The sequence below is a fragment of the Streptomyces abikoensis genome (genome assembly GCF_014648775.1).
Classification (GTDB): Bacteria; Actinomycetota; Actinomycetes; order Streptomycetales; family Streptomycetaceae; genus Streptomyces; species Streptomyces abikoensis.
This window is the reverse complement of sequence record NZ_BMRT01000001.1, coordinates 1,436,712-1,460,231: the sequence shown is the minus strand read 5'-3', so window position 1 is coordinate 1,460,231 and position 23,520 is coordinate 1,436,712. Positions and strand designations below refer to the sequence as shown.

The window sequence follows — 23,520 nt, the reverse complement described above, 5'->3', positions numbered from 1 at the left end:
TCTACTTTCTGGAGTCGACCAGTCATGCAGCACGAGACCGAAGCATCGCTGGTCGGCCACGAGTACGAGGTCGAGGTCGGCCCGGTGGCCCACGGCGGCCACTGCGTGGCGCGCACGGAGTCGGGCCGGGTCCTGTTCGTACGGCACGCGCTGCCGGGCGAGCGCGTGGTGGCGAGGGTGACGGAGGGCGAGTCGACGTCCCGCTTCCTCCGCGCGGACGCGGTTCGTGTGCTCGAGGCGTCCAAGGACCGGGTACCGGCCCCCTGCCCCTTCTCGGGCCCGGGCAAGTGCGGCGGTTGCGACTGGCAGCACGCGAAGCCGGGCGCGCAGCGCCGCCTCAAGGGCGAGGTGATCGCGGAGCAGCTGATGCGCCTCGCGGGCCTCACGCCGGAGGAGGCCGGCTGGGACGGCACGGTCATGCCGGCCGAGGGCGACAAGCTCCCCGCGGGCCAGGTCCCGGCCTGGCGCACCCGCGTCCAGTACACGATCGACGCCGAGGGCCACGCGGGCCTGCGCAAGCACCGCTCCCACGAGGTCCAGGTCATCGACCACTGCATGATCGCGGCCGAGGGCGTCAGCGAGCTCGGCATCGAGAAGCGCGAGTGGCCGCAGATCGCCTCGGTCGAGGCCATCGCCGCCACCGGCTCCCACGACCGCCAGGTCATCCTCACCCCCAAGCCGGGCGGCCGCCTGCCGATCGTCGAGCTCGACAAGCCCGTCTCCGTCATGCGCATCGGCGAGCGCGACAAGCAGGTCCACCCCGTCCACGGCCGCGCCTTCGTCCGCGAGCGCGCCGACGACCGCACCTACCGCGTCGGCGCCGGCGGCTTCTGGCAGGTCCACCCCCAGGCCGCCGACACCCTCGTCAAGGCCGTCATGCAGGGCCTGATGCCGCGCAAGGGCGACATGGCCCTCGACCTCTACTGCGGCGTCGGCCTCTTCGCCGGCTCCCTCGCCGAGCGCGTCGGCGACAAGGGCGCCGTCCTCGGCATCGAATCCGGCAAGCGCGCCGTCGAGGACGCCCGCCACAACCTCCGCGACCTGGACCGCGTCCGCATCGAACAGGGCAAGGTCGAATCGGTCCTCCCGCGCACCCGCATCGACAGCGCCGACATCATCGTCCTGGACCCGCCGCGGGCCGGTGCGGGCAAGGAGACGGTGCGGCATCTCGCCACTCTGGGTGCGCGCCGCATCGCGTACGTGGCATGCGACCCGGCAGCGCTGGCGCGCGACCTCAAGTACTTCGCGGAGGCGGGGTACGAGCCGGTGAAGCTGCGGGCGTTCGACCTGTTCCCGATGACCCATCACGTTGAGTGCGTCGCGATCCTCAAGCCTGCGGCAAAGGGCCTCTGACCTGCGGTTTTACCTGGTGTGCATTATGTGCGCTATGGGCGTTACGGGCGAAATTCTGACGCTGAAATGACGCTCGTGACGCTCTCCTGACGCTCGTGTGACGCTCGTCGGGAGGGTGGCCAGAGGGCACAAAATCGCCCGTCGACTGGGCTTTGAGTCCGGTCGGCGGGCGGTTGTGTTGGGCAGGGCGAAGGGCCTGCCCAGGGTGCACGACGCTGTTCCCGAAGTCCTTTGACGTGCGCTCACGCCTCCGGAAACAATCCTGCCCTCGCGGATCGTTGTGATCCGCGAGGACAAGGGGGACGGGTGTCGAGTCTGAGGTTGTTCAACGTCGCGGGTGGTGGCGCGGCAGAGGTGGTATCGGCCACGGCGGTGCGTGAGCGGCATCTGCAGGAGCTGGTCGAGAGGAACATGGAGGCGCTGTTGGGCGTGCGCTTCCTGGCGAGCGAGTACAGCACCGGACCGCGGCACGGCGGACGGATCGACTCGCTGGGCCTGGACGAGAACGGTTCGCCCGTGATCGTCGAATACAAGCGTGGCCAGAGCTTGGGTGTAATCCCGCAGGGCCTCTTCTACCTTTCCTGGCTGACCGACCATCGGGCCGAGTTCCAGCTCCTGGTCCGCGAACGCCTCGGGGCAGCGGCGGCGGCTCAGGTGCTGTGGAGCGTGCCCAGGCTGATCTGCGTCGCGGAGAGCTTCACGCGATACGACGTCCACGCCGTCCGCGAGATCCAGCGCAACATCGACCTCGTCAGCTACCGCTACTTCGGCCACGAGCTGCTCGCCCTGGAGACGGTCGTCTCCGTGACGCCGCCGGCCAAGGAGCGACGTGCCGTGCGCGAGCGTCATCGCGCCGACACGACGATCGTGCAGCCCTGTGGCGCCGGCGGATCGCTGGAGGAGCTGCGATCGGCCTTGGACGATGTCTTGGTGTCGCTCGGCGATGACGTGACGCAGGTGGAGCGCAAGCAGTACCTCGCTTACAGGCGGCTGAAGAACTTCGCCTGTGTCGGCCGCACGCAGCAGCGCGAGGTCGTCGTCTACCTCAAGGCGGACCCGGACACGGTCGACCTCGTCCCCGGCTTCACCCGGGACGTACGGGAGATCGGCCACCACGGCACGGGGGCGCTCGAGGTGCGCCTGCGGTCTGAGGCGGACTTGGAGCGCGCTGGAGACCTGTTCCGGCTGAGTTACCAGGCCGCGTAGCTGCGACCGGCGTCCAGGGCTGTGTCTCGTGTGGGGCGGACGTCACCTGTCTGTTGTGGCGCGTCGTGGCGGAGCCCTTTGACCAGCTTCGGCAGAGGGCCGTTATGAGTGGGTGACAGTGTGGAACCGGTGAGTGAGGGGCGTTGTCACAGGTATCGGATACGTTGGGGCCCGGCTGCTACCGGAGTGACGGAGGGACCTGGACGTGAGTGACTTGGGGGAGCGCGCCAAGAACCGCTTGATCATGCTGGACGGTCACTTTGCGCACCCTGTCAGGGTTGAGCACGTGGAGACGATCGGGGCGGGCGTGCTTCTGGTTCGGGTGCGGCATGCCAACGGCGCCCCTGATGAAACACAGGTGCTGGAGTCGGAGCTTCAGGCAGCGTTGGCGAACGTGTCGCCGCAGCCGGAGCTTGTGGATCCGCGGGATCTTTCCCTGTGGGTCGAGTCTCAGCGAATCCGTCATGCGTTTGCACATGACCCCTTGTTCGCGGTGTCCATGAGCGGTGTTCGGGGCTTGCCGCACCAGATCGAAGCCGTCTACCGCCACATGCTGCCTCAGCCTCGGTTGCGGTTTGTGCTTGCCGACGACCCTGGCGCCGGGAAGACGATCATGGCTGGCCTCTTGCTTAAAGAGCTGAAACTGCGTGGCGCAGTCGAGCGAATCTTGATTCTATGTCCGGCTCCGCTGACTACGCAGTGGCAGGACGAAATGCTCGATAAGTTCGACGAACAGTTCGAGGTTGTTTCGAGTGAGCAAGTGCGCAATCAGCTTGGGCAAAACCCGTGGGAGCGCTACCCGCTGGTGGTCAGCAGTATTGATTTCGCCAAGCGGGACGGCGTACGCGATGATCTATTCCGTAGTCAGTGGGATCTGGTAATCGTCGATGAGGCCCACAAGGCTTCGGCTTTCACGAAGCGGGGTAAGGACGAAAGGATCGTTAAGACTAAGCGATATTCCCTGGTGGAAGGGGTTTCTCAGCAGGCGGATCGTCTCCTGCTGCTGACGGCGACACCCCACTCGGGCGATGAGGACAGGTTCACTCGCTTCCTCGGACTTCTCGACCCGGATCAGTTCTCGACGTCTGACCTTGTCAAGAAGCAGATCGCGAATGAGAACAACCCATACTTTCTTCGGCGTCAGAAGGAAGATCTGGTCGATGAGCATGGCGGCGCATTGTTCGTTGAACGGCATGTTCGCACGCAGCCATTCCAGCTCTCCCCGGCTGAATATTCTCTGTACCTGGATGTCACGCAGTACGTGAACACCTACTTGGGGAACAGTGGTGGGTCGCGGGGCAACGCCGTAGCCTTGGCTCGCACAGTGCTACAGCGCCGCTTGGCGTCGAGCCTAGGTGCAATCAGATCGTCTCTGGCCAAGCGCGCCGATCGCTTGGAGGCGTTGGCTGATCAGCTGACGGTAATGGCACCGGCTGAGGCGACTCGGCGACTGGCCGCGTTGGGGCGTATTCCGGCCGACGTAGACGTTATGGACGACGCCGAGACTGGCGCGGATGACATCGACGAGTCTGTCGACGATCTTCTCGCTACGGAAGTCAGTAGTGCTGCGCAAATCTCTCAGTTGCGCACAGAAGTCACCGAATTGCGTAAGCTCGTTGCGCATGCCGATAGGGTGCGCTCGCAAGGCGAGGAGCGAAAGCTGGCAGCTCTCCGCGACTGCTTGGAGAGGGCCGAATTCGAAGAATTGCGCGACGGTCGGGGCAAGCTCCTTATCTTCACGGAACATCGCGACACCCTCGATTACTTGGAAGCGCACCTTCGGCAGTGGGGATACTCGGTCTGCACTATTCATGGAGGGCACCCACCTGCCGAGCGGAAGCGGATCCAGCACGACTTCAGGCAGAACAAGCAGATTTGCATCGCGACAGAGGCTGCGGGCGAAGGTATCAACCTTCAGTTCTGTCATCTCATGATCAACTATGACCTTCCGTGGAATCCAGTCCGTCTTGAGCAGCGTATGGGCCGCGTGCACCGGATCGGCCAAAGCGCCGACTGTTGGATCTTCAATTTCTGTGCGAGTAATACCGTGGAGGGTGAGCTTCTCGAGAGGCTTCACCACCGGCTTGAGGCGATGCGCCAGGATTTGAATGGCCGGGTCTACGATGTGATTGGGGAGCTGCTCACGCTCAACGGTGTCGACTTCGAACGCCTGGTCAAGGAGACGTTGGCCAACCCGACCCGTGCGAACCGTGACGCGGCAGTGGCTGAGATCAACCGACTCGACTCGGAGAAACTCGCCGAGTATGAGAAGGCTACTGGTATCGCGCTGGCAAAGAAGTACGTCGATATCGACTGGGTCCGAGGGCAGAACTTCCTCTCCGATGAGCGCCGCTTGATGCCGGAGTATGTAGAGGCGTTCTTCCTCCGAGCCGCGAGCCGCCAGAGTTTGCGCGTCGAACGCCGAGCAGATCAGCTGCTACGCATCGAGCATGTGCCTGTCGCTCTTCGCAGTGATGACCTGACCGCCGTCCGGTACAGAGGCCGCCCCGCGTCGGAGTACCGCAAGGTCACCTTCCGGAAGGACGAGCGGGACCGAGTCGAGCATGAGGATGCGACGCTGTGCTCGCCAGGGCACCCTCTGTTCGCGGCGCTCGCGGAGTCTCTGGAGCGCGACCTCGCAGCGGAAGGGGTACCCCAAGGAGCGGCTGCCTTTGTGGACCCTGGTGCTCTCGTCTCCTACTTCGTGCACCTTTTTGCCTACGAGGTGGTCGGGGAGGACGTGCACGGCGCCCCAGAAGTTGCCTTCGCGGAAGTTGTTGCGGTCATAGAGGACGAGGACGGGCTTCACCGAGGGCCAGCCGATGTTCTGCACACGCTTACACCAGCGCCGAGCCGAGCGGCGCCTCCTCTGTCTCCTGACCAGATCAAGACAACGACGGACTGGCTTCGAGTTGCGGTGCAGCTCGGTCGTACCACCGCTGAACGAGCCAACCGCTTGGAACACGCGAAGCTTCGCTCCTCGTACTTGTCGGAGGCCATGGACGCTCAGAAGCGTCGGCTGCAGGATCGCTGGATGGCGCACGACGCCAAGGTTGCTGGGGGTGATGACTCATACCGTCTGCTGCGAGACAACGCTGAGCGGCAGCTCAAGGAGCTCGCACATCGTCGAGCAGCGAAGCTCGAATCGCTCAGCCGGCTGGGAGTGGTCCGCTCCGGGAAGGTCACACACCTCGGATCCGCCTCCGTGGTCCCCCCTGCCGTTCTCGAAGACCCCGATGTCGATGTCATGCGGCCGAGCAAGGAGGTCGAAGAAGCCGCCGTCGCGGTAGCCATGGCGTACGAGGAGGAGCACGGCTGGCACCCCGAGTACGTGGGGCACCTGCAGGATGGCAGCGGCTTCGACATCCGGTCCACCCGGACCCTGCCCGATGGGGCCACCCAGGTGCGCCGGATCGAGGTAAAGGGCCGAGGCGCCGCCTCCGGCGACGTTGGCCTCTACAGGACCGAGTGGTACGCAGCTCAGAGATGGGCTGCCGGCTTCTGGCTCTATGTCGTGTACAGCGCCACGACGGACCCCGTCCTGATGAGGGTCCAGGACCCCTACCACACCCTGCCCAATGTGGCTGAAATCCGGCAGGTTACCGGTTACCGGGTGCCGGGCGCTAGCATCCGAGATCACGCGGTTACAGAAGCGGAAGCCGCGGAGTGAGAGGATGAGAGTGCGCGACAGCAGTTTTAAGCGGCTCATCGAGGACGCGATCCCGATCGACGTCATCAGCCGCACGAGTGCGAGCGAGAAGGTCGGTGGGCGCGTCGGCCACCCGGCCTCCATGCACTTGTGGTGGGCCCGTCGCCCCTTGGCGGCGTCGCGAGCGGCTGTCTACGCGGCTCTCACCCCGGCTGCCGGCCGGACGCGCACCCTGCAGGAGGAGTCGGATTTCTTCGATGCCCTCTGCACTTGGGGGGAGCCGGACCAAGCAATTCGTACCGCTCGTAATGAGGTGCTTGCGGCCAGCGACGACGGGCCGCCGAAGGTTGTTGATCTGTTCTCCGGGGGAGGTGCGATCCCCCTGGAGGCTCTCCGTCTCGGCTGTGAAGTAACGGCAAACGAGCTGAATCCCGTGGCGCACATTATTGAGCGCATGATCCTCGAATACCCGCAGAGTCATTCTGGGCTCGCCGACGACATTCGCCGGTGGGGGAAAGCGTGGATCGATTCGGCTTGGGAACAGCTGGCCCCCTTCTACCCCAGCGTCGACAGCGGTACTGGTCAGCAGCGAATTCTGGCTGACGACGAGAGCGACCGGCGTCTCCCCCTGGCTTATCTGTGGACACGAACGGTGCGGTGTCCGAACCCAGCCACGCCGGAGCATGACGCCCACCTTGTCCGGCAGACTTGGCTTGGGCGGAAGAAGAACCGGTATGTAGCCCTGAAGCCTGTCACGGATCGCGACGGCTGGTCGCTGCGCTACGAAGTGGTGGAGGCCGCGGCGGAGGCGGACCTGGGCTTTGATCCTGCGGAAGGCTCCAGGGGTGGTGAGGTTACCTGCCGAATCTGCGGTGCGACAGTCACCGGTCAGTATGTGAAGGCAGAAGCCCGGGCTGGCCGCATGGGGACCGCCCCGCTTGCCGCCATCGTGACCAAGGCGGTCGGGCGTGGACGCGATTACCTTGCCGTTGGCGAGTATGAACTGCCTGATGACGCCGAGTGCCTTAAACGCCTCGAAGAGTTGCCCGTTGAGCCTCTGTCGGAGTCGCTTCCCGGCACCATGCGTATCACGGGCGGAACGTGCATGGTTTATGGGTTTGCGCAGTACCGCGACCTCTTCACTCCGCGGCAGCTCCTGTCCCTCAGCACGCTTGCTGCGGGGATCAAGCAGGTCCATGACGAGGCGTGCGCGCAAGGCATGGAACCGGGGCGAGCGGCCGCGCTTTCGACTGCGCTGGCGATGGCTCTGAACCGGGTGGCTGACCGTTTGTCTAGTTTGTGCCGCCTCGACACGAAGAATGAAGGTGGCACCAACACCTTCGCGCGGCAGGCTCTGCCCATGGTGTGGGATTTCTATGAGGCGAACCCGTTCGCCGGCGCGTCCGGCGACGTTCGCAAGTACCTGAAAGAAACAGCAGATCTCGTCCAACGGCTTTCTGCGCTCCCGAGTCCGGCGAACTGTGTGCGTGGGTCAGCAGCGTCGCTGCCACTCCCCGACAATTCCCAAGACGCAGTCATCACCGATCCGCCGTACTACGACAACATCTCGTACGCAGACCTTTCGGACTTCTTCTACGTCTGGCTCAAGCGTTCGGTTGGCTTCTTGTACCCCACAGACCTCGGCGGCGAGCTGACGCCTAAGAGGAACGAAGCCGTTGTTGCCGCCTATCGGCACTCGGGGAGTAAAGATGCCGCGCGGGAGCACTACGAGAACCTCATGGAGCGTGCGTTCAGCGAGGCTCACCGAGTACTCAAGCCAGGCGCCCCTCTCGTCTGTGTGTACGCGCACAAGACCACTTCTGGGTGGTCCAGTCTCGTGGAGGCGCTTCGCAATGCAGGCTTCACCATCACCGAGGCATGGCCACTCGACACAGAGATGCCTGAGCGTGCTGTCGGCCGAGGCACTGCGAGCCTCGCCTCATCGATTTTCCTTGTGGCGCGCAAGCGCAAGGACGATGCCGGTGTAGGCAGTGAAGCCGAGGTAATGGCCGAACTCAATGACATCATCAAGGAACGCCGAGAGCGCCTGGAGCAACTCGGCATCACCGGCTCCGACTTGGTGATTGCGACCGTGGGAGCCGGCCTCCGGGCGCTTACACGGTACGAGAGGGTGGAACAGGACAACGGTGAACTGCTCCCGGCTGAGACGTTCCTGGAGATGGTGCAGACGCGTGTTCTGGACGCTATCTTCGGCGCACTGGCCAGCACAGACCCTGTCACGCGTTACTACGTCGCTGCCCAGTACTCCTACGGCTACGGTGCTGTCCCCTTCGACGAGGCTAACAACCTCGCCCGGATGACGGGGGCAAATCTTGACGGCCCCAGCGGGCTAACAACGGGCCCGAACCCCCTCGTTTCGAAGGTCAAGTCGACCGTCGTACTCAGGGACTTCGAGGAACGGGGGGATGATGCCCGCCTGGGAAAGCCGGACACCGAAGGCAATGGGACTATCGCCCTCATCGACCTGGAGCCAGCTGTCGCACCGCCGCTCATTGACGTGGCCCATGCAGTCCTCTGGCGTGCGGAGCATCGTCCGGCCGAGGTGCGGTCCTATCTGATGTCCGTCAGCGTCGACGTCGTGCGGCTGCGCGACCTGATTCAGACGCTGGCTGGCCGGGCTCTCCGGGCCAGCTCAAGCGAGACAAAACCCAGAGAGGCGAGCGCAGCGGAGCGACTGCTGGTCTCATGGAGAACGATCGTCGGCGAGCAAGGGCTGGTCTGAGGTGTCGATCTTGCGCAAAGTTGAAACTCAGGGGGTTGGAACGCTGTGAGCTCGAGCTATCGACTCATGCCGTGGTCGCAGGTCGCACGTCCTCATGATGATGTGGCGGCCGGCGTCCTCGACATGGGCACCTACGCCGCGAACCTCGCTGGCGTCTTCCGTGGCCGGGCGGGCATTGCGCCCGTGTATACGGACGCAGGCAAGTTCTACCGGGCGACCTATCTCACTGTGAAGATGAAGGAACTGCTCGAGGACGTTATGGACGTCCTCGCAGGAGGGACTGGCTCTCACGTCTTGCAGCTGCGTACACCCTTCGGCGGGGGCAAGACCCACAGCCTCGTAGCGCTTCTGCACCTTGCCCGGGACCGGGCAGCGGCGGTTGCCGCATGCCCGGACCTGAAGGAGCTGGCTGACCCTGGTGACGTCCAGATCGCGGTTCTGTCCGGTGAGGAACTCGATCCTCTGTCCCCGATGCGGGCAACGGGGATTGAAACCCACACCCTGTGGGGCGAACTGGCGGCGCAGTTGGGTCGCTATGAGCTGATTGAGGAGCACGATCGGACAGGCTCGGCACCCGGCGGCGACGTACTGAGGCAGATCCTCGGTGACAAGCCGACGCTCGTTCTCTTGGACGAGGTGCTGGTCTTCGTCGAAAAGGCCCTGGCCATCCCTCGAGGCGAATCGACCGCAGGTCGGCAGGCGATGCTGTTTGTGCAGGCATTGACTGAAGCGATCAGTGCACAGCCGCGGGCAGCGATGGTTTACAGCCTTCAGGCGAGCGTTGGAGAAGCGGTAGGCGCAGAAGGTCTGCTCAGCGACCTCGACAAGCTCGTCACCCGCGTTGACGCGAAGCGGGAGCCAGTCGCGGACGACGAGGTGCTCCGAGTCGTCCAGCGTCGGCTCTTCGCGGAACTGGGCGATGAATCCGTCCATCACGAGGTTGCACGAGCGTACTCCCAGCTCCTCCGGAAGCAGCTACTGGCCGCGGCTGAGACCGGTGATGCCCGCAGGGAAGCCGACGTCGCTGCGGACACGCTTGAGCAGCGGATATTGGCTGCCTACCCCTTCCACCCTGACCTCCTCGACCTTATGTACCACCGCTGGGGGTCTCTCCCGTCCTACCAGAGGACCCGAGGTGCCTTGCAGTTCCTGGCCGCTGTGGTGAACGCCCTGTGGCGTTCGGGGGCCAGGAGCCCCCTGATCGGCCCGGGTGACATCGACTTCACGGACGAGGCATCAAGAGGAGCCTTCTTCGGTCAGGTCGGGGAACGAGAGCGATACACCTCTGTTCTCTCGAGCGACATCACGTCGGCCGGCGCGGGGGCAGGAACCGTCGACAGGCACCTCGGCGCGAACAGCCCGATGATCGAGCAGCTCAGAGTGGGAACGCGAGTTGCCACGGCCATCATGCTCTACAGCTTCGGCGCGCGAGATGGCGAGGATCGCGGTGTCCTGGAAACGGACCTTGTACGCAGCGTTCTCGTGCCCGGACTTGACCGCAACGTAGTCATTGCAGCCTTGCACGACTTGCGTGACGAAGAGCTCTACCTGCACTACACCGGGCGTCGCTATCGCTTCGAGCCGACCCCGAACCTCACCAAGCTCGTCCGAGACGAAGCCAACAAGCTCGATTCCAGCGAGGTTCTTGCCGAGGTACGCGCCGCGTTGGAGCTGCAGCTTCGTGGCAGCAAGGGCGTGGCCCTGTGGCCGAGTGAATCTGGTGGCATCAGTGACGAACAACCGCTGTTCACCGTCGCTTACCTTCACCCGGACTGGTCTGAAGATCGAGACCCTCTGGCGAAATTCATCGAGTACTCCGGAAAGGGCGGCCCACGGAGATACCGGAACGGGCTGGCGTTGGTTCTCCCTGACAAGGCGCAGTTTGACCAAGCGCGCCATGCCATAAGGATGCGCCTGGCGGCAGACTCCCTCCTTGCTCGGGCTGCCAATTACAACTTCAGCCCGGAACAGGCCGAGGAGCTTCGGGAGAAGTCGGGCAATGCGCGGCGCGAGGCATCTGCGGCCTTGGGAAGTGCGTACAGTGCGGTCGCCTTGCCCACGAGGTCACGCAATGGCGATGCGCCCTACGTGCTGGAAACTTTCGACCTGCGCACCATGCTTGCAGCTGGACGTGCCCTTCACGAACGCGTCGTGGAGGCTCTGAGCCAACGCGTTTTCAGCTCGGTTACTCCGGCGAAGCTTGTTGCTCTTTCCGGCCTGGGGCCGGAGAGAAAGATCATCACGTGTGCTGAGCTGGTGGACTGGTTCTACAGCTATTACGAGTTCACTAAGCTGTGGGACAAACAAGCCATCGCATCCGTCATCGCGAAGGCAGTGACTTCGTCAGAGCTCGGCTACGTGGTCGGCCTTGTGGGCGGGCCCGATTCCCTAGCCCCCCGTGACCCGCAGCAAGTGCGTTTCGGGGAGCGGCTTCTTGGTGAAGAGACCGACCTCTCGGAGGACGCTGCGATCCTCTGGCACGACTACGCCCGCGAGTGCCTGCAATCTGTCACGGAGCCCGACCCGGAGCCCGACCCGGAGCCGCAGCCGGCCCCCAATCCCGGAGGTGGGAAGCCGCATGATTCAGCTTCCTCGCCGGCTGCTGCTTCGCAAGGCTCCACTACTGGCGGCGCTAAGCCTGCGTCGGGGGCAAGCGACAGGGTGCGCGTGGCTGACATCGACGCAATCATCGATAAGCCTGGGCTCTTCGATTTGGGGCGCGCCCTCGCGTGGTGCCGGGACCAACAGGGCACGGTCCGAGTCCAGGTCCGGATTCACGTCGAAGGAGAGTTTGACCGTGTATCGCTCCGGAACGGCTTGATCGAGCCCCTTGAGGAGGCCACCCACGACCTCGACGTACGGACTGAGTAGCAGGGATCCTGTTGACACGCTCTCTGTCCGTTGTCTTACAGAGAGGGAGCGCATCCCCCAAGTCGAGTTGTGGCGCCATGGTATGAGCGGATCGCAGGGTGGCCGCTCATACCATGGCGCGAGGTGTCGGCACCGGGTCGTCGCGCCAGCGCTCAGAGGGATCCCAGCGAGCTCCAGCCAGGTTGCGCTGGGTACGGTGACGTTTCCTGCACTGGCCGGGACGGCGGCATGGCGGACTCGGTGTAGAGGACGCTGGTCAGATCGTAGTGAGCCAGGGTTCCGCTACCCAGTTGGGAGAACCCGGACCGATCCCCGCCTTCCCGACTTTGATGAGCTGCGAGTGCCTACTCCTCCGGAGCCCGCACGTGGCTGGAGACGTGAACTGCATGCGGGTCACGCTCGATGGCTGCCGTGATTATCCTTGTTGTTCTACGACTTCGCCAGCACCTGTGTGTTGGGTGTAGTTGATCGCTCGCTGGGGCGTGGAGGGGTAGGGATCGAGTGCGGTTCACTGTAGTGGAGCCGGGTGGGCGAGAGCCGAAGAATGCTCGGTCCCTCGCTTTGTTGAAGAGGGACAGCTGGGACGATTTCGGTTTCGTCACCATGTTCCACCTGGTGATCTATGACGAGCAGGGCGTCCAGCACGAGATCGGCGAGGTGAAGATCGGCGAGTACGGGATGCCCTCGAAGGCTTCTGTGCAGGTGCCCGAGAGCTTCGAATTTCTCGCTGATACATTCTTCTCGCTAGGGCAAGACGACAGTTACTACGTGCGTCTCCGTCGCCTCGGGGGGCGGATCCGTGAAGTGGTTCTCTCTTCGCTGCGGGACATGGCCTACGACGAGCAGGTCTTCCAGCGTGCTCAGCATGAGAGAGTGACGCGGGAGTCACTCATGCGCTTCGTGAAGTCGGCCGCTGTTGAAGAGCAGTTTCGTCGTATCGCTCAGGACCACGGCGAACGGGTGTCGGGCTTTCGTGTGGCCTACGAGCCTCCACTGCCGGCCGCCGGTGGAGGAAGCTCGGTGAGGCTGTCCTTCGAGGTGGCTCCCGAGTCGCTGCCCCCAACGAATATCCATGTGCTGATCGGTCGTAACGGTGTCGGAAAATCCTTCCTGCTTAATAACTTGACGCGCTGCGTTGGCGACGCCCGAGCTCATGGGCAGGACGTAGGACGTGTCATTGAATACAACCGCGGTGATCGAAACACCTTCGCGAACTTGGTTAGCGTCACTTTCAGTGCTTTCGATGAACTGCCTCTCATCCATGGCGATGACGTGGGAATTGACCGCTTTGCCTATGTTGGGTTGAAGATTCCTGCTTCCGGGGGGCGGGCCCCCCGCGTTAAGACGTCCAACCAGCTGAAGAGAGACTTCGCGGACGGTGTGGAAGCTTGCCTGACTGGTGAACGTGCGCAGCGGTGGGCAAAGGCGTTGAGAACCCTGCAATACGCTGGCAGTGGTTTCATTGAGGATGCATGGCTCGAAGATTTCCAATCCACTCGAAGCGCGAATAGTCGACGCCGCAAGGCGCGCCAGCTGTTCGCTGGTCTAAGTTCAGGCCATAAGGCTGTTCTCTTGACCATGACTCGTCTGGTCGAGCACGTAACTGAGCGGACGCTGGTCGTCATCGATGAGCCGGAATCTCACCTGCACCCTCCGTTGCTGGCCGCTTTTGTTCGTGCTCTTTCTGACCTACTTGGTGAGCGCAACGGGCTGGCGGTTATTGCTACCCACTCGCCGGTCGTTGTCCAAGAGGTCCCTGCTTCTTGCGTGTTGAAATTGCGGCGCTATGGACATCAGATGGTCGTTGAGCGCCCCACAATCCAGACGTTTGGCGAAAACGTCGGGGTCCTCACTCATGAAGTATTTGGCCTAGAAGTCACAGATTCAGGATTTCACCGTGACCTCAGGGCCCTGGTGCAGCAGGGCCTGACTTACGATCAGGTGCTCGCTGAATTTAATGGGCAGCTCGGTGGCGAGGCCAAAGCCATCGTTCGAGCCCTCATCGCTGTACGAGAATCAGATGGATCGGATTGGGATGCAGAGGGACGCTACTGATGTGGTCGTTGCCAGCCCCCAATATTCCAGCGCGTGCACTCTACCTCACTTGCGTCAGCAACACCCTTCCAAAGGTCAAGAGGGCCAAGCTAGAAGCTCTTGAAGACACCGTCGCTGACGCTGCTGACAGGTACGAAGCAGCGGCTTCAGCGGCTGCTCTGCACACGCTAAAGGACCTTAAGGGCGAGCCTGCCGACAAGGCAGTCCAGGAAGAGCTGAAAAAGAACTACACGCAGCGCATGGCGCGCCCTTACGCTCCAGGTAGGGATGTCTACAACGAGATTAAGGCCTCAGTTCGATTTGGGCGTTGCCCTCTGTGTGGCGAGCGCCATGTGGAGACTGTTGACCATCAGCTCCCTAAAGGAGACTATCCACTGCTGGCGGTGGTGCCGGTCAATCTCGTACCGGCGTGCCGCAGCTGTAATGCGCTTAAGGGTGAGGCTGCCCCTGCAAGCGCCGAAGAGCAGACGCTCCATCCCTACTACGATGACATCGGTAAGCAGCAGTGGCTTTTTGCTCGCGTCCTCGAGGACGCTCCCGCCGCTGTCGAGTTCTTTGTCAAGCCGCCAGAAGAATGGGACAAGGTTCTCGTAGCTCGAGTGCGTCGGCACTTCCGTATGTTCAAGCTGGGGGACTTGTATGGCCCCCATGCAGCTGCAGAGATGAGTTCTCTTCGTCACTACCTGAAAGGTATGGACACGCAAGCGGTGGCTGCACACTTGGGGAAAATGGCCGACAGCCTCTTTGTGGATGACCTGAATCACTGGAGAGGTGTCATGTATCAGGCTCTGGCTGCCAACTCCTGGTATGTCAATGGTGGCTTCGCGGCAGTGTAGCGATAGGCGGCTCATTCTGCATGCTCTGATCAAGAGTAATATGCGTCGTGCTGCCATGTTCACAGGTCTTCTCCGACGGCAGCGCACTTCGCTGTTTGGGTGCTGGAGCCATCAGGGCCGTCGAGGTGATGTGGGCGGGTATTACCGTCTGCCTCGTGGGTTGGAGGAAGGGCCGTGCGGTGAAGACGGGGGCGCTGATAGCGGCGATTGCCCTGACGGGACAGGTGCGGATCCGGGGGGAGACGTAGGAGACCTCGGGGTTCTCGGAGGTGAGCTCTGGGATGTGGTTCCTTGCGTTGGAAGGCGTGGCGAGACTCGGTCGGCTGTGAATGGCTTCGGTTGGTGTCGGGGCTCTGTCGCCGCGATTTCGCTCTGGGCACGGTGCCAGCGGAGGCGGATGAGGGTGAGGTCGCCGTGGGCGCGGCGAGAGGCGGTAATCAGTTGGTGGGGTGTGAGCGTTGCATCGGCGGCGAGAGCCTTGATACGGGTGCTGACCTCAGCTGCGGTGGAGATAAGACTTTGCCCCAGGACGCGGACGGCCCAATAGATGGGGTCGTTGCCGGATGGTTCACAGATAGCCAGAACTTCCTGGGGTGTGGTCGTGGTCCGGGTGAAGGCACCACGGTACTGAGCCTCCCACAGGACGGTGACTGGGTCGACTGGGTCGCCGCGGTGGTCCAGGGCGGCCAGCGCCCGGAACAGCTGCTGGTGGACTGGGTCGGCGAAGTCCTCCACCGTGAGATAGGCGCGGACCTCCCTGAGCTTCGTTGGCTGATGCGTGACGGCTGAGAGAAAGGCTTGCTCGACATGGACTCGGTCGCCGGTGTCCTCGTTCGGCGAGGGCGTGAGGCCCACTTTGGTGCGGGGGAGAGAACCGGGGTGGGGTCGCCACCGGCGGGCGAGTTGCTCGAGGACGTCAGCCAACTCGTCAGCCCGTGCACAGGTCAGATCCACCCCCGCGTCGAGCCCTGGAGCTTCCTGTACGGCCTGACAGAGACGCGCAGCGTGCTGAGCGACAGTCCGGCGCGTGTGGTCGGCTAGGACCATGTGTCCGTACGCGGACGCGTGCTTGGGTTGGGGACATGAGCTGATCAGGGTGTGAGCGTAGGAGGGCGTGACTGCTGGTGCCTCTTCAGCACTGAGTGCGGTGATCTGTTGCACCCATGCGAGTCCGTCCTCTGCCGACGGGTGCTTCTCGATGAAGGCGGGGTGCCCGGCTTTGGCAAGGTGGCGCATCGCGGAGTACAGGGCGGTGTGGTGCGGGAGGTAGAAGTGCTCCGGCTCCAGCCATCCGGAGACCGTGGCGAGCATGTGGGGCTGGAAGAGAAGGGCGCCGAGGAGGGCCTGCTCGGCCAGGACGATGACGTCCCGGCCGGGCAGACCCTGGAGACCGGTGCTCATGCGGCCAGCCCAAAGTCGCTCTGGCGTACACGGGCACCCAGGTGTGGGGCGAGGAGTTGCGCGGCCAGCAGGGGAGGTACGGCGTTGCCGATCTGCTCGAACTGCCGTGACTTCGTGCCCTGCCACGGGTAGGCGGCGGGAAAAGACTGGAGGATCCCTGCCTCCGTCGCCGTGATTCGGATCGCGCCCGGCTTTCGTTCGCTACCAGGGGCCGGGGCGGGCGGCGTGGTGGGATCGGGTACCCAGACGCATTCGTTCACGCGGTGGCCGAAGAAGAGGGTGCCTGCTGGTTCGTCCGCCCGGCGAACGGTGGCGTTGGCCTGGCTGTTGCTCCGCAGCGCCCAGGATGAACGCCCGTGGCTCACCCGGGCTGTTGAGCCGGTGTGGTGGGGCTGCCAGGTTCCGCGGTCACGGGACGTGGCCAGTGCTTTGCGTGACCCGCTGGGGAAGGGCTCGGGCCCGCCGCCGTTCCCACCGCCTGCGCAGACGGTGGGAACGGGCCGGTCGGTCGCGCCCCAGCCGAGCGCTTCGGCCATGGAGACCCAGCGGGCCCGGCCCGGTCCGAAGAGCGTGTCTTGCGTGGCTACTTGGGCGTGTGTCGGCTCAGGCGGTGCGGCGTCGCGGGTGCGGGAGGCGAGGAGGATGGCCCGCCGGCGGGTCTGCGGAACCCCGTAGTCCGCCGCGTTCACGATGCCGGTCCATACGGAGAAGCCCCAGGTGCGCAGGATCTGGGCGTACTGGCGCCAGAGCGGAAGCACGTCCGGCACTTCCTCCATGGCGACCCATTCGGGCTGGCCGACGGCATGGAGGGCGTGGAGGTAGCGCATCGGCTCGGCGGCCAGCAGCGACCGCTCGTCCCGGCATGCGGCCAGGAGCTTGCCGCGGGTGTCGAGACCGTTGGCAAGGTCGGCGACGGCCTGGTGGACCAAGGGCTGGTCGATCAGCCCCAGCCGCTTGCCGGCCATCGACCACGCCTGGCACGGTGGGCTCGCGATCAGCCCCATGGTCTTCCCAGTGAACGGCCACGTCGGATACCGCGCCACATCGGTTCGGATCGTGGTGTGCCCGGCGGCTGCCCGGGTCTTGCACGCCCACTCATCCCATTCCAGGCCGACGTCCTGGGCGCCGAGGACGGCCAGGGCATGTGACCAGCCACCGGGGCCGGCGAACAGGTCCAGGATCATGCGGCCTGCCCGAAGTTGTCCTGCTTCGGTGCAGCCTTCGCGACGGCACGGGCGGTGATGGCCTGCGAGGTGCGCTGGGAGGCGGCGGAGAGTTCGGTGGCGCCGGGCTCCTTGTACCAGGGGCGCAGGGTGAGCATGGCGGCGCGCATGCCGGTGGCGAGGCAGATGGCGGTGCCCTTGGCGAGGGCGCGGATGGCGTCGGCGGGCAGGATCCTCTCCTGCCGCATGGAGACTGACTTGGAAGTGCCGGAGTCCGAGGTGGAGGTGGAGACGGTCTCGACGTCGTGGTCGCCGATCATCCGGGAGAGTTTGTCGGCGAAGTCGGGGTCGTCGATGCCGGAGCCGATGACCTTGATGGTGGCCGCGCTCCACATGGCGTCCATGCCGGAGTCGCCCCAGACCTTCTGGCCCTGGCGGTAGCTCTGCAGGATGGTGATGGGGATGATCCCGCGGGATCCGAGGTGGGAGTACAGGTCCGGCAGGTCGCTGATCTTGCATACGTTGGCTGCCTCGTCGAGGACGGCGAGCATCGGCGGGTCCAGGCGGCCTCCGGAGCGTTCGGCGTGTGCGGTCGCCGTGCGCATCACCGAGTCCGCGCACGCGGCGATCAGGGCGCTTGCTCCTCCGCCGCCGTCCTTCGACAGCAGGTACAAGGTGTCGCGGCCCTGGACGAACTCGGCGGGCCGGAATTCCGCGACGTCGTCCTGCGGGGTGATCCAGGCGGCGATATCGGCCGAGAGCAGGCAGGCCGCGTACTGGCGGGCGGTCTCGTAGATGCCGTCGCGGGTCTCGGGCGGGCCTTCGACGGTGCCCTTGAGCTGGGCGGCGACGGCGTCGAAACCGTGGTCACGCAGCAGGTCCAGCGGGGTGCGGTCGGCAGGGAAGGCCAGCCACTGCATCACGTCGGTGATCGGGCGCCGGTCCAGAGCGGCGGCCAGAAAGAGCTGGGCGAGGATGTTCTGCGCGGCCTTGGACCAGAAGTCGCCGGCGTTGCTGCTGTCGACGGAGGCGGCGACGAAGTGGCCGGCCAGACGGCCGGCGCCTTCGAGACTGGTGGCGTCGGCGAGGGGGTTCCACCACATCTCCCGCGGGGCGTGCGCGATCTGCTGTGGGTCCATCGACCATGTCCGCCCCACCTTCCCCCGGGCCTCCAGCGTGGCCGTATAGGCGTCGCCCGCGGCCTTGTTGGACGTCAGCAGGACGGCGCCCGGGGCTCCGAGAATCGCGGGGATGGCCAGGCAGGTCGTCTTGCCGGAGCGGGGGGCCATGATGGCCACGGCCACGTCCTCGTAGCCCATGCGGACCTCGTGCCGGGTGCCGGCGAGATCTCCGAGCAGCACTCCGGTCTGCTGCGGGTCGATCTTCTTTGTCTCGCTCTTGGCCAGGCTCGGGCGCAGCTCTTTGGCCTTGGCGGTGATCTGTCGGGCGAGCAGCGGCTCGACGTCGCGCCGGGTGGCCATCCCCTTGACGGCCTTGCGGCCCTTCGTGCCGTTCTTGTGGCGCATGTAGAGCCGCGCGGCGATGGCGGCGAGGGCCACGAGGAGGACGCAGGGGAAGACGAGGGTGCCGAGGGTCAGGGCGGTGTCGCCGGTCTCGGGCCAGAGGTCGTGCGGGTGGAGGAGCGCGTCGGTGGGGCGGAAGGGGGCACGGGAGTCGGCGTCGGTGGTGAGGAAGGCGACGGCGTTGCCGCCGATCCAGGAGGCGGTGGCGAAGGGGACGAAAACGGCGATGGCGCCGATCAGGATCCGGAAGAGGAGGTCCGTGGCCGGGGAGGAGGACGCGGACGGGGACGTGCGAGGAGGCAAAGCGGATGATCCTGTGGTGGTGCGGAAGGGGGAGGGGGAGCGCGAGAGACGCGGGGGAATGCGCTGGGTACAGCGGCCTCGGCGGCTGGGCGCGGGAGATACGGCGGCCGAGGCCGGGGGGCGGGAGCGCTGTGAGAAAGGGCGAGCGGCGGTGAGCCGCTCCAGCACGCCGGTTCTGAGATGGACGGGGCCGCAGCCCGGGGCTCGCTCGTGGTGCGCAGCCGTTGGTCGAGCAGGTGGATCAGATCGGCGGCGATCCGATCCGCCTCCTCCATCGTTACCGGGACGGGACCGTCAACATCGACCGCTCACATCCCCGGTTCGGCCAGGGGGAGGTGTCGTGCCGGATGTTCGGCTGGTCTCGTCGAGCGTGCCGAAGCTGGTGGCCAGAGGGATGCCCGTATGCCGGGGGTGCGTCGCGCATGCGGAGGCACAGCGGCTGATGTAGCGCTGGAGCAGTCGGCGCAGGCGGTAGAAGAGGTGTCGCGTCAGCCGGGCTGCAGGTCCGGCGATCGTGGCGGAGCTGGGGAACATGTGAGGCGGGGGGAATCTGTGCGGCAGGGACGAGCGGGTGGGGTGCCGGGCTCCGCGGTCTGCCGGACGTCCTGCACGACGGTGACGGCATCGCCTTCGCGGCTCCAGAGGGGGGATCAGGCCGCTAGGCCGTAGTCATCGCGATGCACGAGCTGGTCGAGAGCGGTGAAGCGGTACCAATCCCCCTCCGTACACCCGCGCTTGGGCAGTTGCGGCAGCAGCTCGGCGGCCAGGGCGCGGAAGAACGCGACGCAGTCGGAGCAGTGCCGCTCGACGTGGACCAGATAGCGCGGGTGCGCGGTGGTGAAGGTGTGGGCGCCGCCATGGGGATTGCGGGTGCGCCAGCCGTCCTGGCCGGTGGGCGTGTGCCAGGACGGCGCGACGACGGTCAGGTCGTCCCCGTGGAGGTCGCCATCCAGGCTTCCCCGGATGACCACGACGCGGTCGCCGGGGGCGAAGTGGTCGTGCCGGACCTGCCGGCTGGGAGTAACCGTGTCGGTGGCGTGGACGGAAAGGGGAGCGGAGTCGGGCATCGACGGGACCTCAGCGGGTGGAACGGTCAGAAGGGGGGCGCAAGTCGAGGGTCGTGCGGCGAAGCCGGCTTCTTGAACCGGCTATAAGGGGCTATAACTGCTCTGCTACACGTAGGGGTTCTCGGTTGGGCAGTCGGCGTCGGTGGCCGCCTCGAGCAGCTCCGGCAGATCGGCGCCATCGGCATCGCGCTGGTCGATCCACCACCCGGCCCGAGTGACCGTACGGACCTTCTCCTCGATCTCCGACCAGCCCGCGTCGTCAAGCTCACCTTCGACAGCCAGAGCGGTGTACGCGGCGGTCACCAGTTGGTGCCGGCACCGCACGGCCCACCCCACCGCCTTTTCCGGGCCCTCCAGCGGCGGCATCTCGTAGCGCTGCTCCCACTCGGTGGCCGCTTCCTGCTCTTCGGCGCGCCGGGCGGCGAGCCACTGCTCCTTGTCCGCAGGACTGCTCTCGCGGGCGGCCTTCCAGCAGTCGGAGCAGTCGCGGGCCTCAAGCCAGCGGGCGAAGCTGGCGCGTCGGTCGGCGGCGCGGTCGGACAGGTCGTGCTCGGCCTGGTGGCCGCACGTGTGGTCGATGGTCCAGTGAGTACGGACAGCCATGAAGTTCTCCAACTCGGTCGCGGTTTGAAGGGGATGGTCAGCGGCGGGGACGGTGGCCGGGCGGTGCGGCAGCACGCGGTGGCAGGCTGGGGCCGGGCGGGCCGAAGGGGTGCACGGTGTGCGGCCGAGGCCCCGTCCCGCGGGGTGTGGGCGCCTGGGATCGGATGAGATCTTCGGTGACCCGGACGACGTCGTCCCCGATCGCATCCAGCGCGGAAGCGGCGTCGCGCAGCCGCTGGGCGGCGTCGCCGGGGGCGGGGCCGGGGTGCTCGTCGAACCAGATGCCGGCCCGCTCCAACAGGTCATAGAGACTGGCCAGATGGCCGCGCGGATCTTCGAGCGCTTCCTGGAGTATGCGTGCCGCCTCTGCTGAGGAGCGTGCGCCGGCGACACGGTCGGCTGGTGTCAGGTCCATTGGGGCCTCACCGTCGTATCTGGCTGCGGGGCGCCCACAGCGGAGGGTTCTTCGGCTTGGGCGGAATGGGCTGGAGATCGGTACGGCTCTGCCAGGCAGCGGACTTCACGACCGCCGCCTGAGCAGTCGGCGTCGTCCGCTGCGCCCTGCCCTGCGTCGTGGTCTGCTGGTGCTCGTTGGCGAGGCGCTGGGTGGCGGCCTGCTGGGGTGGTGCGGGGTCGAGGCTGATGTCGGCGGCGACCTGGTAGCGGGCGGCACGCAGGGAGGCGATGGCCTGCCGGGCGCGGCGTTCGCCGTCGTGCTCGGGGTTGGCCAGGGCGTAGAGCTTGCTGCCGGGGACGGGCTGAAAGCCGAGGAGCTTGAGCACGTGGTCGGCGACGAACAAGTCCTGGGTGTTCAGGGCGACGTAGCCGAATTCGGGGTGGCGGCCGACGACGACATGAGGGTCTGGGATATCCACAGGGCTGTGCTCCGTGCTGGGGAAAAGTGTGAAGGGCTCACCGGTGGCGGCAACGAGGGCATGGTGGTGACCGGCGGCACGTGACTACGCTCAGCGCCCGCGCGGGACACCGATGGTGGCGGTGGTCCTGGCTGGCGTCGGGGATGCGGCTGTCGCAGTAGGGGTGGCGCGTGTGGTGTGACGCTGGTCGAGGAGATCGGACCAGATGTGCTCGCCGTGGGCGTGGGTGAGAGCAGCGATCTCTCCCACCCCGAGCCGGAGTTCGACGAGATCGCGGCGGAGCTGCTGGATGCGCGTGGCAATGGCGTCGAAGGAGACGGTGAACTCACTGCGCAGGGGGGCCGGTCCGGTCTCGGCGGCGCGGGCGGCGCTGTGACGGACCACTGCTTCCAGACCGGGAAGGGGCCCGGTCCTCGGGTCGAGTGCTTCGTCGAGGACCGCGGCTACCGCGTGCAGGTCCTCGGCGGAGGCGGCACGGTGGACCAGCTCTGTCAGGACCGCCGGGGCCGGGGGCGCTGGTGCGGGCGGCATGGGGGCGTTGCGGATGGAGACATGGGCTCCGAGAGCTCCGAGTTCCAGGGCGACGGTGCGCAGCCTCTGGTCCCGTTCGGCTGTGCTGAGTGCGACGGGGAGGGCGAAGGTGTCGCTGAAGCGGGGGTCGGCATGGAAGCCGGCGCGGTGCAGGTGATCGATGGCCCCTGGGTGGTCGGTGGTGGCGGTCAGGGAGCCGTCAGCCTGCCAGGCGAAATCCACCCGGGCCGTGCGCTTCACCGAAAGGTCCTGCTCCACGGCGGCCCTGCGGTGTACTTCGGCGAGTGCCTTGTCGTAGCGGGGCAGCAGGCGCCGGGCGACGGTGGCCGCGGCCCGGGCGGGGTCGGTTCCAACGGTGATCCCGTTGGGCTCGGGTACGCCGCGGAAGAGGTGGTCATCGAGTCCGGGTGGGGCCAGGGCGGCCACGATGAACTCGTTCTGGTTGAGGGGCCGGTCGATGACGTACAGGCGTTTGCCGCCGGGGCCGCTGAGTACGGCGTCGTGGTTGAGGACGAACTCGGCGACGGCCCAGTGGGCATGGGCCATGTCCCACAGCTGTTCGGCGATGGGGAACTGGGCGGGGTAGTCGGGGTGCGGGTGGTACTGGCTGGTCCACGTGCCGGGCAGCCGCTGGGCGAGTGCGTCGGCGAACGCGGACAGATCAGCTCGGTTAGGCAAGAGGGAGGTTCTTTCCGGGGACGGGTGGTAGGTGGTGCGGTCAGGGGGCCGGTCGGCGCCGAGGGGCGGTGGGGACGGATACCGGCGTGGGTGGCCGCTGGGCCTGCGGGGTCGGGACGGTTCTGCGCGGGGCGGGCCGCCGTGGCGGCTGGGTGAGGTGAAGGGTGTCGAATTCCATCTGGGTGGCGGTGTCTTCCAGTGCTGTGCGGGCGTCGTCCAAGTGGTCACCGATGACGTTCCATGCGGCCTGCTGGGCGTCGGCGAGGTCCGGCCCTGGCCGGCGCGTGGCGTGTTCCTGGAGGAAGGCGACCTGCTGGAGCGCTTCAGCCAGGTGACCCATGGCCTGTGACGTACCGACTGCGGCGGTGGCGAGGGCGCCGGCACCGCGACGCTCGGCGCGGTCGGCGGAGGGCTCGCCGCTGAGGTTGTACAGCAGGGTGTTGGAGAGCATCTCCGTCATGCTGCCGAGGGCCTTCATCCGAGCACCGGCAGTGAAGGCCGCTGTCTCCGGCGTGTTGTGGGTGAACAACGTGAGCCCGTTGGCCAGTTCGCGTATTTCCTGGGCGATGGTGTTCAGGTGGGCGGGGCTGCGAGGGTCTATGCGCAACAAGTTCGCTCCGGTGTTGCTAGCGCCGTGGATTTGTCCGGGCCGTTGGGCTCGGG

At 65.6% G+C, this 23,520-nt stretch carries 16 protein-coding genes; 7 read left to right on the top strand and 9 right to left on the bottom strand.

From position 1 onward, the window contains the following. The first annotated feature begins 24 nt into the window (after window positions 1-24). From IE096_RS06335 to IE096_RS06305, 7 genes are all read left to right on the top strand, one after another. Window positions 25-1,353 carry a class I SAM-dependent RNA methyltransferase gene (locus tag IE096_RS06335; RefSeq protein WP_189449192.1) on the top strand — a complete coding sequence of 443 codons (1,329 nt, stop codon included), beginning with the start codon at window positions 25-27 and terminating at the stop codon, window positions 1,351-1,353. Between the two features lie 306 nt (window positions 1,354-1,659). Further along, window positions 1,660-2,559: a DUF5655 domain-containing protein gene (locus IE096_RS06330; RefSeq protein ID WP_189449190.1), complete on the top strand. Its 900-nt coding sequence runs from the start codon at window positions 1,660-1,662 to the stop codon at window positions 2,557-2,559. A 205-nt stretch (window positions 2,560-2,764) separates the two neighbouring features. Continuing rightward, window positions 2,765-6,229 carry a helicase-related protein gene (locus tag IE096_RS06325; RefSeq protein ID WP_189449187.1) on the top strand — a complete coding sequence of 1,155 codons (3,465 nt, stop codon included), beginning with the start codon at window positions 2,765-2,767 and terminating at the stop codon, window positions 6,227-6,229. A 10-nt stretch (window positions 6,230-6,239) separates the two neighbouring features. Further along, a complete protein-coding gene (locus tag IE096_RS06320; RefSeq protein ID WP_189449185.1) occupies window positions 6,240-8,951 on the top strand; it encodes a DUF1156 domain-containing protein in 2,712 nt (903 codons plus the stop codon). A gap of 102 nt (window positions 8,952-9,053) precedes the next feature. Continuing rightward, on the top strand, window positions 9,054-11,822 hold the full coding sequence (locus tag IE096_RS06315; protein WP_189449183.1) for a DUF499 family protein: 2,769 nt from the start codon (window positions 9,054-9,056) through the stop codon (window positions 11,820-11,822). A 603-nt stretch (window positions 11,823-12,425) separates the two neighbouring features. Then, window positions 12,426-13,877, top strand: a complete 1,452-nt coding sequence (locus IE096_RS06310) for an AAA family ATPase (RefSeq protein WP_229819955.1) — start codon at window positions 12,426-12,428, stop codon at window positions 13,875-13,877. Beyond that, window positions 13,877-14,713 carry an HNH endonuclease gene (locus IE096_RS06305; protein WP_189449178.1) on the top strand — a complete coding sequence of 279 codons (837 nt, stop codon included), beginning with the start codon at window positions 13,877-13,879 and terminating at the stop codon, window positions 14,711-14,713. Before IE096_RS06310 ends, IE096_RS06305 begins: the two co-directional genes overlap by 1 nt. Before the next feature lie 141 nt (window positions 14,714-14,854). Here the strand turns inward: IE096_RS06305 and IE096_RS32075 are convergent, their stop codons facing one another. The 9 genes from IE096_RS32075 to IE096_RS06260 form a co-directional block, all read right to left on the bottom strand. Next, a complete protein-coding gene (locus IE096_RS32075; protein WP_189449176.1) occupies window positions 14,855-16,114 on the bottom strand; it encodes a DnaB-like helicase N-terminal domain-containing protein in 1,260 nt (419 codons plus the stop codon). Further along, window positions 16,111-17,298 carry a DNA cytosine methyltransferase gene (locus tag IE096_RS06295; protein ID WP_189449173.1) on the bottom strand — a complete coding sequence of 396 codons (1,188 nt, stop codon included), beginning with the start codon at window positions 17,296-17,298 and terminating at the stop codon, window positions 16,111-16,113. Before IE096_RS06295 ends, IE096_RS32075 begins: the two co-directional genes overlap by 4 nt. Continuing rightward, the gene (locus IE096_RS06290) at window positions 17,295-19,103 is read right to left on the bottom strand and encodes a type IV secretory system conjugative DNA transfer family protein (RefSeq protein WP_189449171.1); all 1,809 of its coding nucleotides are present in this window, start codon (window positions 19,101-19,103) and stop codon (window positions 17,295-17,297) included. The genes IE096_RS06295 and IE096_RS06290 overlap by 4 nt, the downstream gene beginning before the upstream one ends. Before the next feature lie 650 nt (window positions 19,104-19,753). Next, window positions 19,754-20,170, bottom strand: a complete 417-nt coding sequence (locus IE096_RS06285; RefSeq protein ID WP_189449161.1) for a hypothetical protein — start codon at window positions 20,168-20,170, stop codon at window positions 19,754-19,756. A 105-nt stretch (window positions 20,171-20,275) separates the two neighbouring features. Then, the gene (locus IE096_RS06280; RefSeq protein ID WP_189449159.1) at window positions 20,276-20,773 is read right to left on the bottom strand and encodes a hypothetical protein; all 498 of its coding nucleotides are present in this window, start codon (window positions 20,771-20,773) and stop codon (window positions 20,276-20,278) included. Window positions 20,774-20,810: 37 nt separating this feature from the next. After that, window positions 20,811-21,188: a hypothetical protein gene (locus IE096_RS06275; protein WP_189449157.1), complete on the bottom strand. Its 378-nt coding sequence runs from the start codon at window positions 21,186-21,188 to the stop codon at window positions 20,811-20,813. Window positions 21,189-21,195: 7 nt separating this feature from the next. After that, complete coding sequence (locus tag IE096_RS06270; RefSeq protein ID WP_189449154.1) at window positions 21,196-21,648, bottom strand: hypothetical protein; 453 nt, start codon at window positions 21,646-21,648, stop codon at window positions 21,196-21,198. A gap of 90 nt (window positions 21,649-21,738) precedes the next feature. Continuing rightward, on the bottom strand, window positions 21,739-22,857 hold the full coding sequence (locus IE096_RS06265) for a hypothetical protein (protein ID WP_189449153.1): 1,119 nt from the start codon (window positions 22,855-22,857) through the stop codon (window positions 21,739-21,741). A 40-nt stretch (window positions 22,858-22,897) separates the two neighbouring features. Beyond that, complete coding sequence (locus IE096_RS06260; protein WP_189449151.1) at window positions 22,898-23,464, bottom strand: hypothetical protein; 567 nt, start codon at window positions 23,462-23,464, stop codon at window positions 22,898-22,900. Window positions 23,465-23,520: the final 56 nt, after the last annotated feature.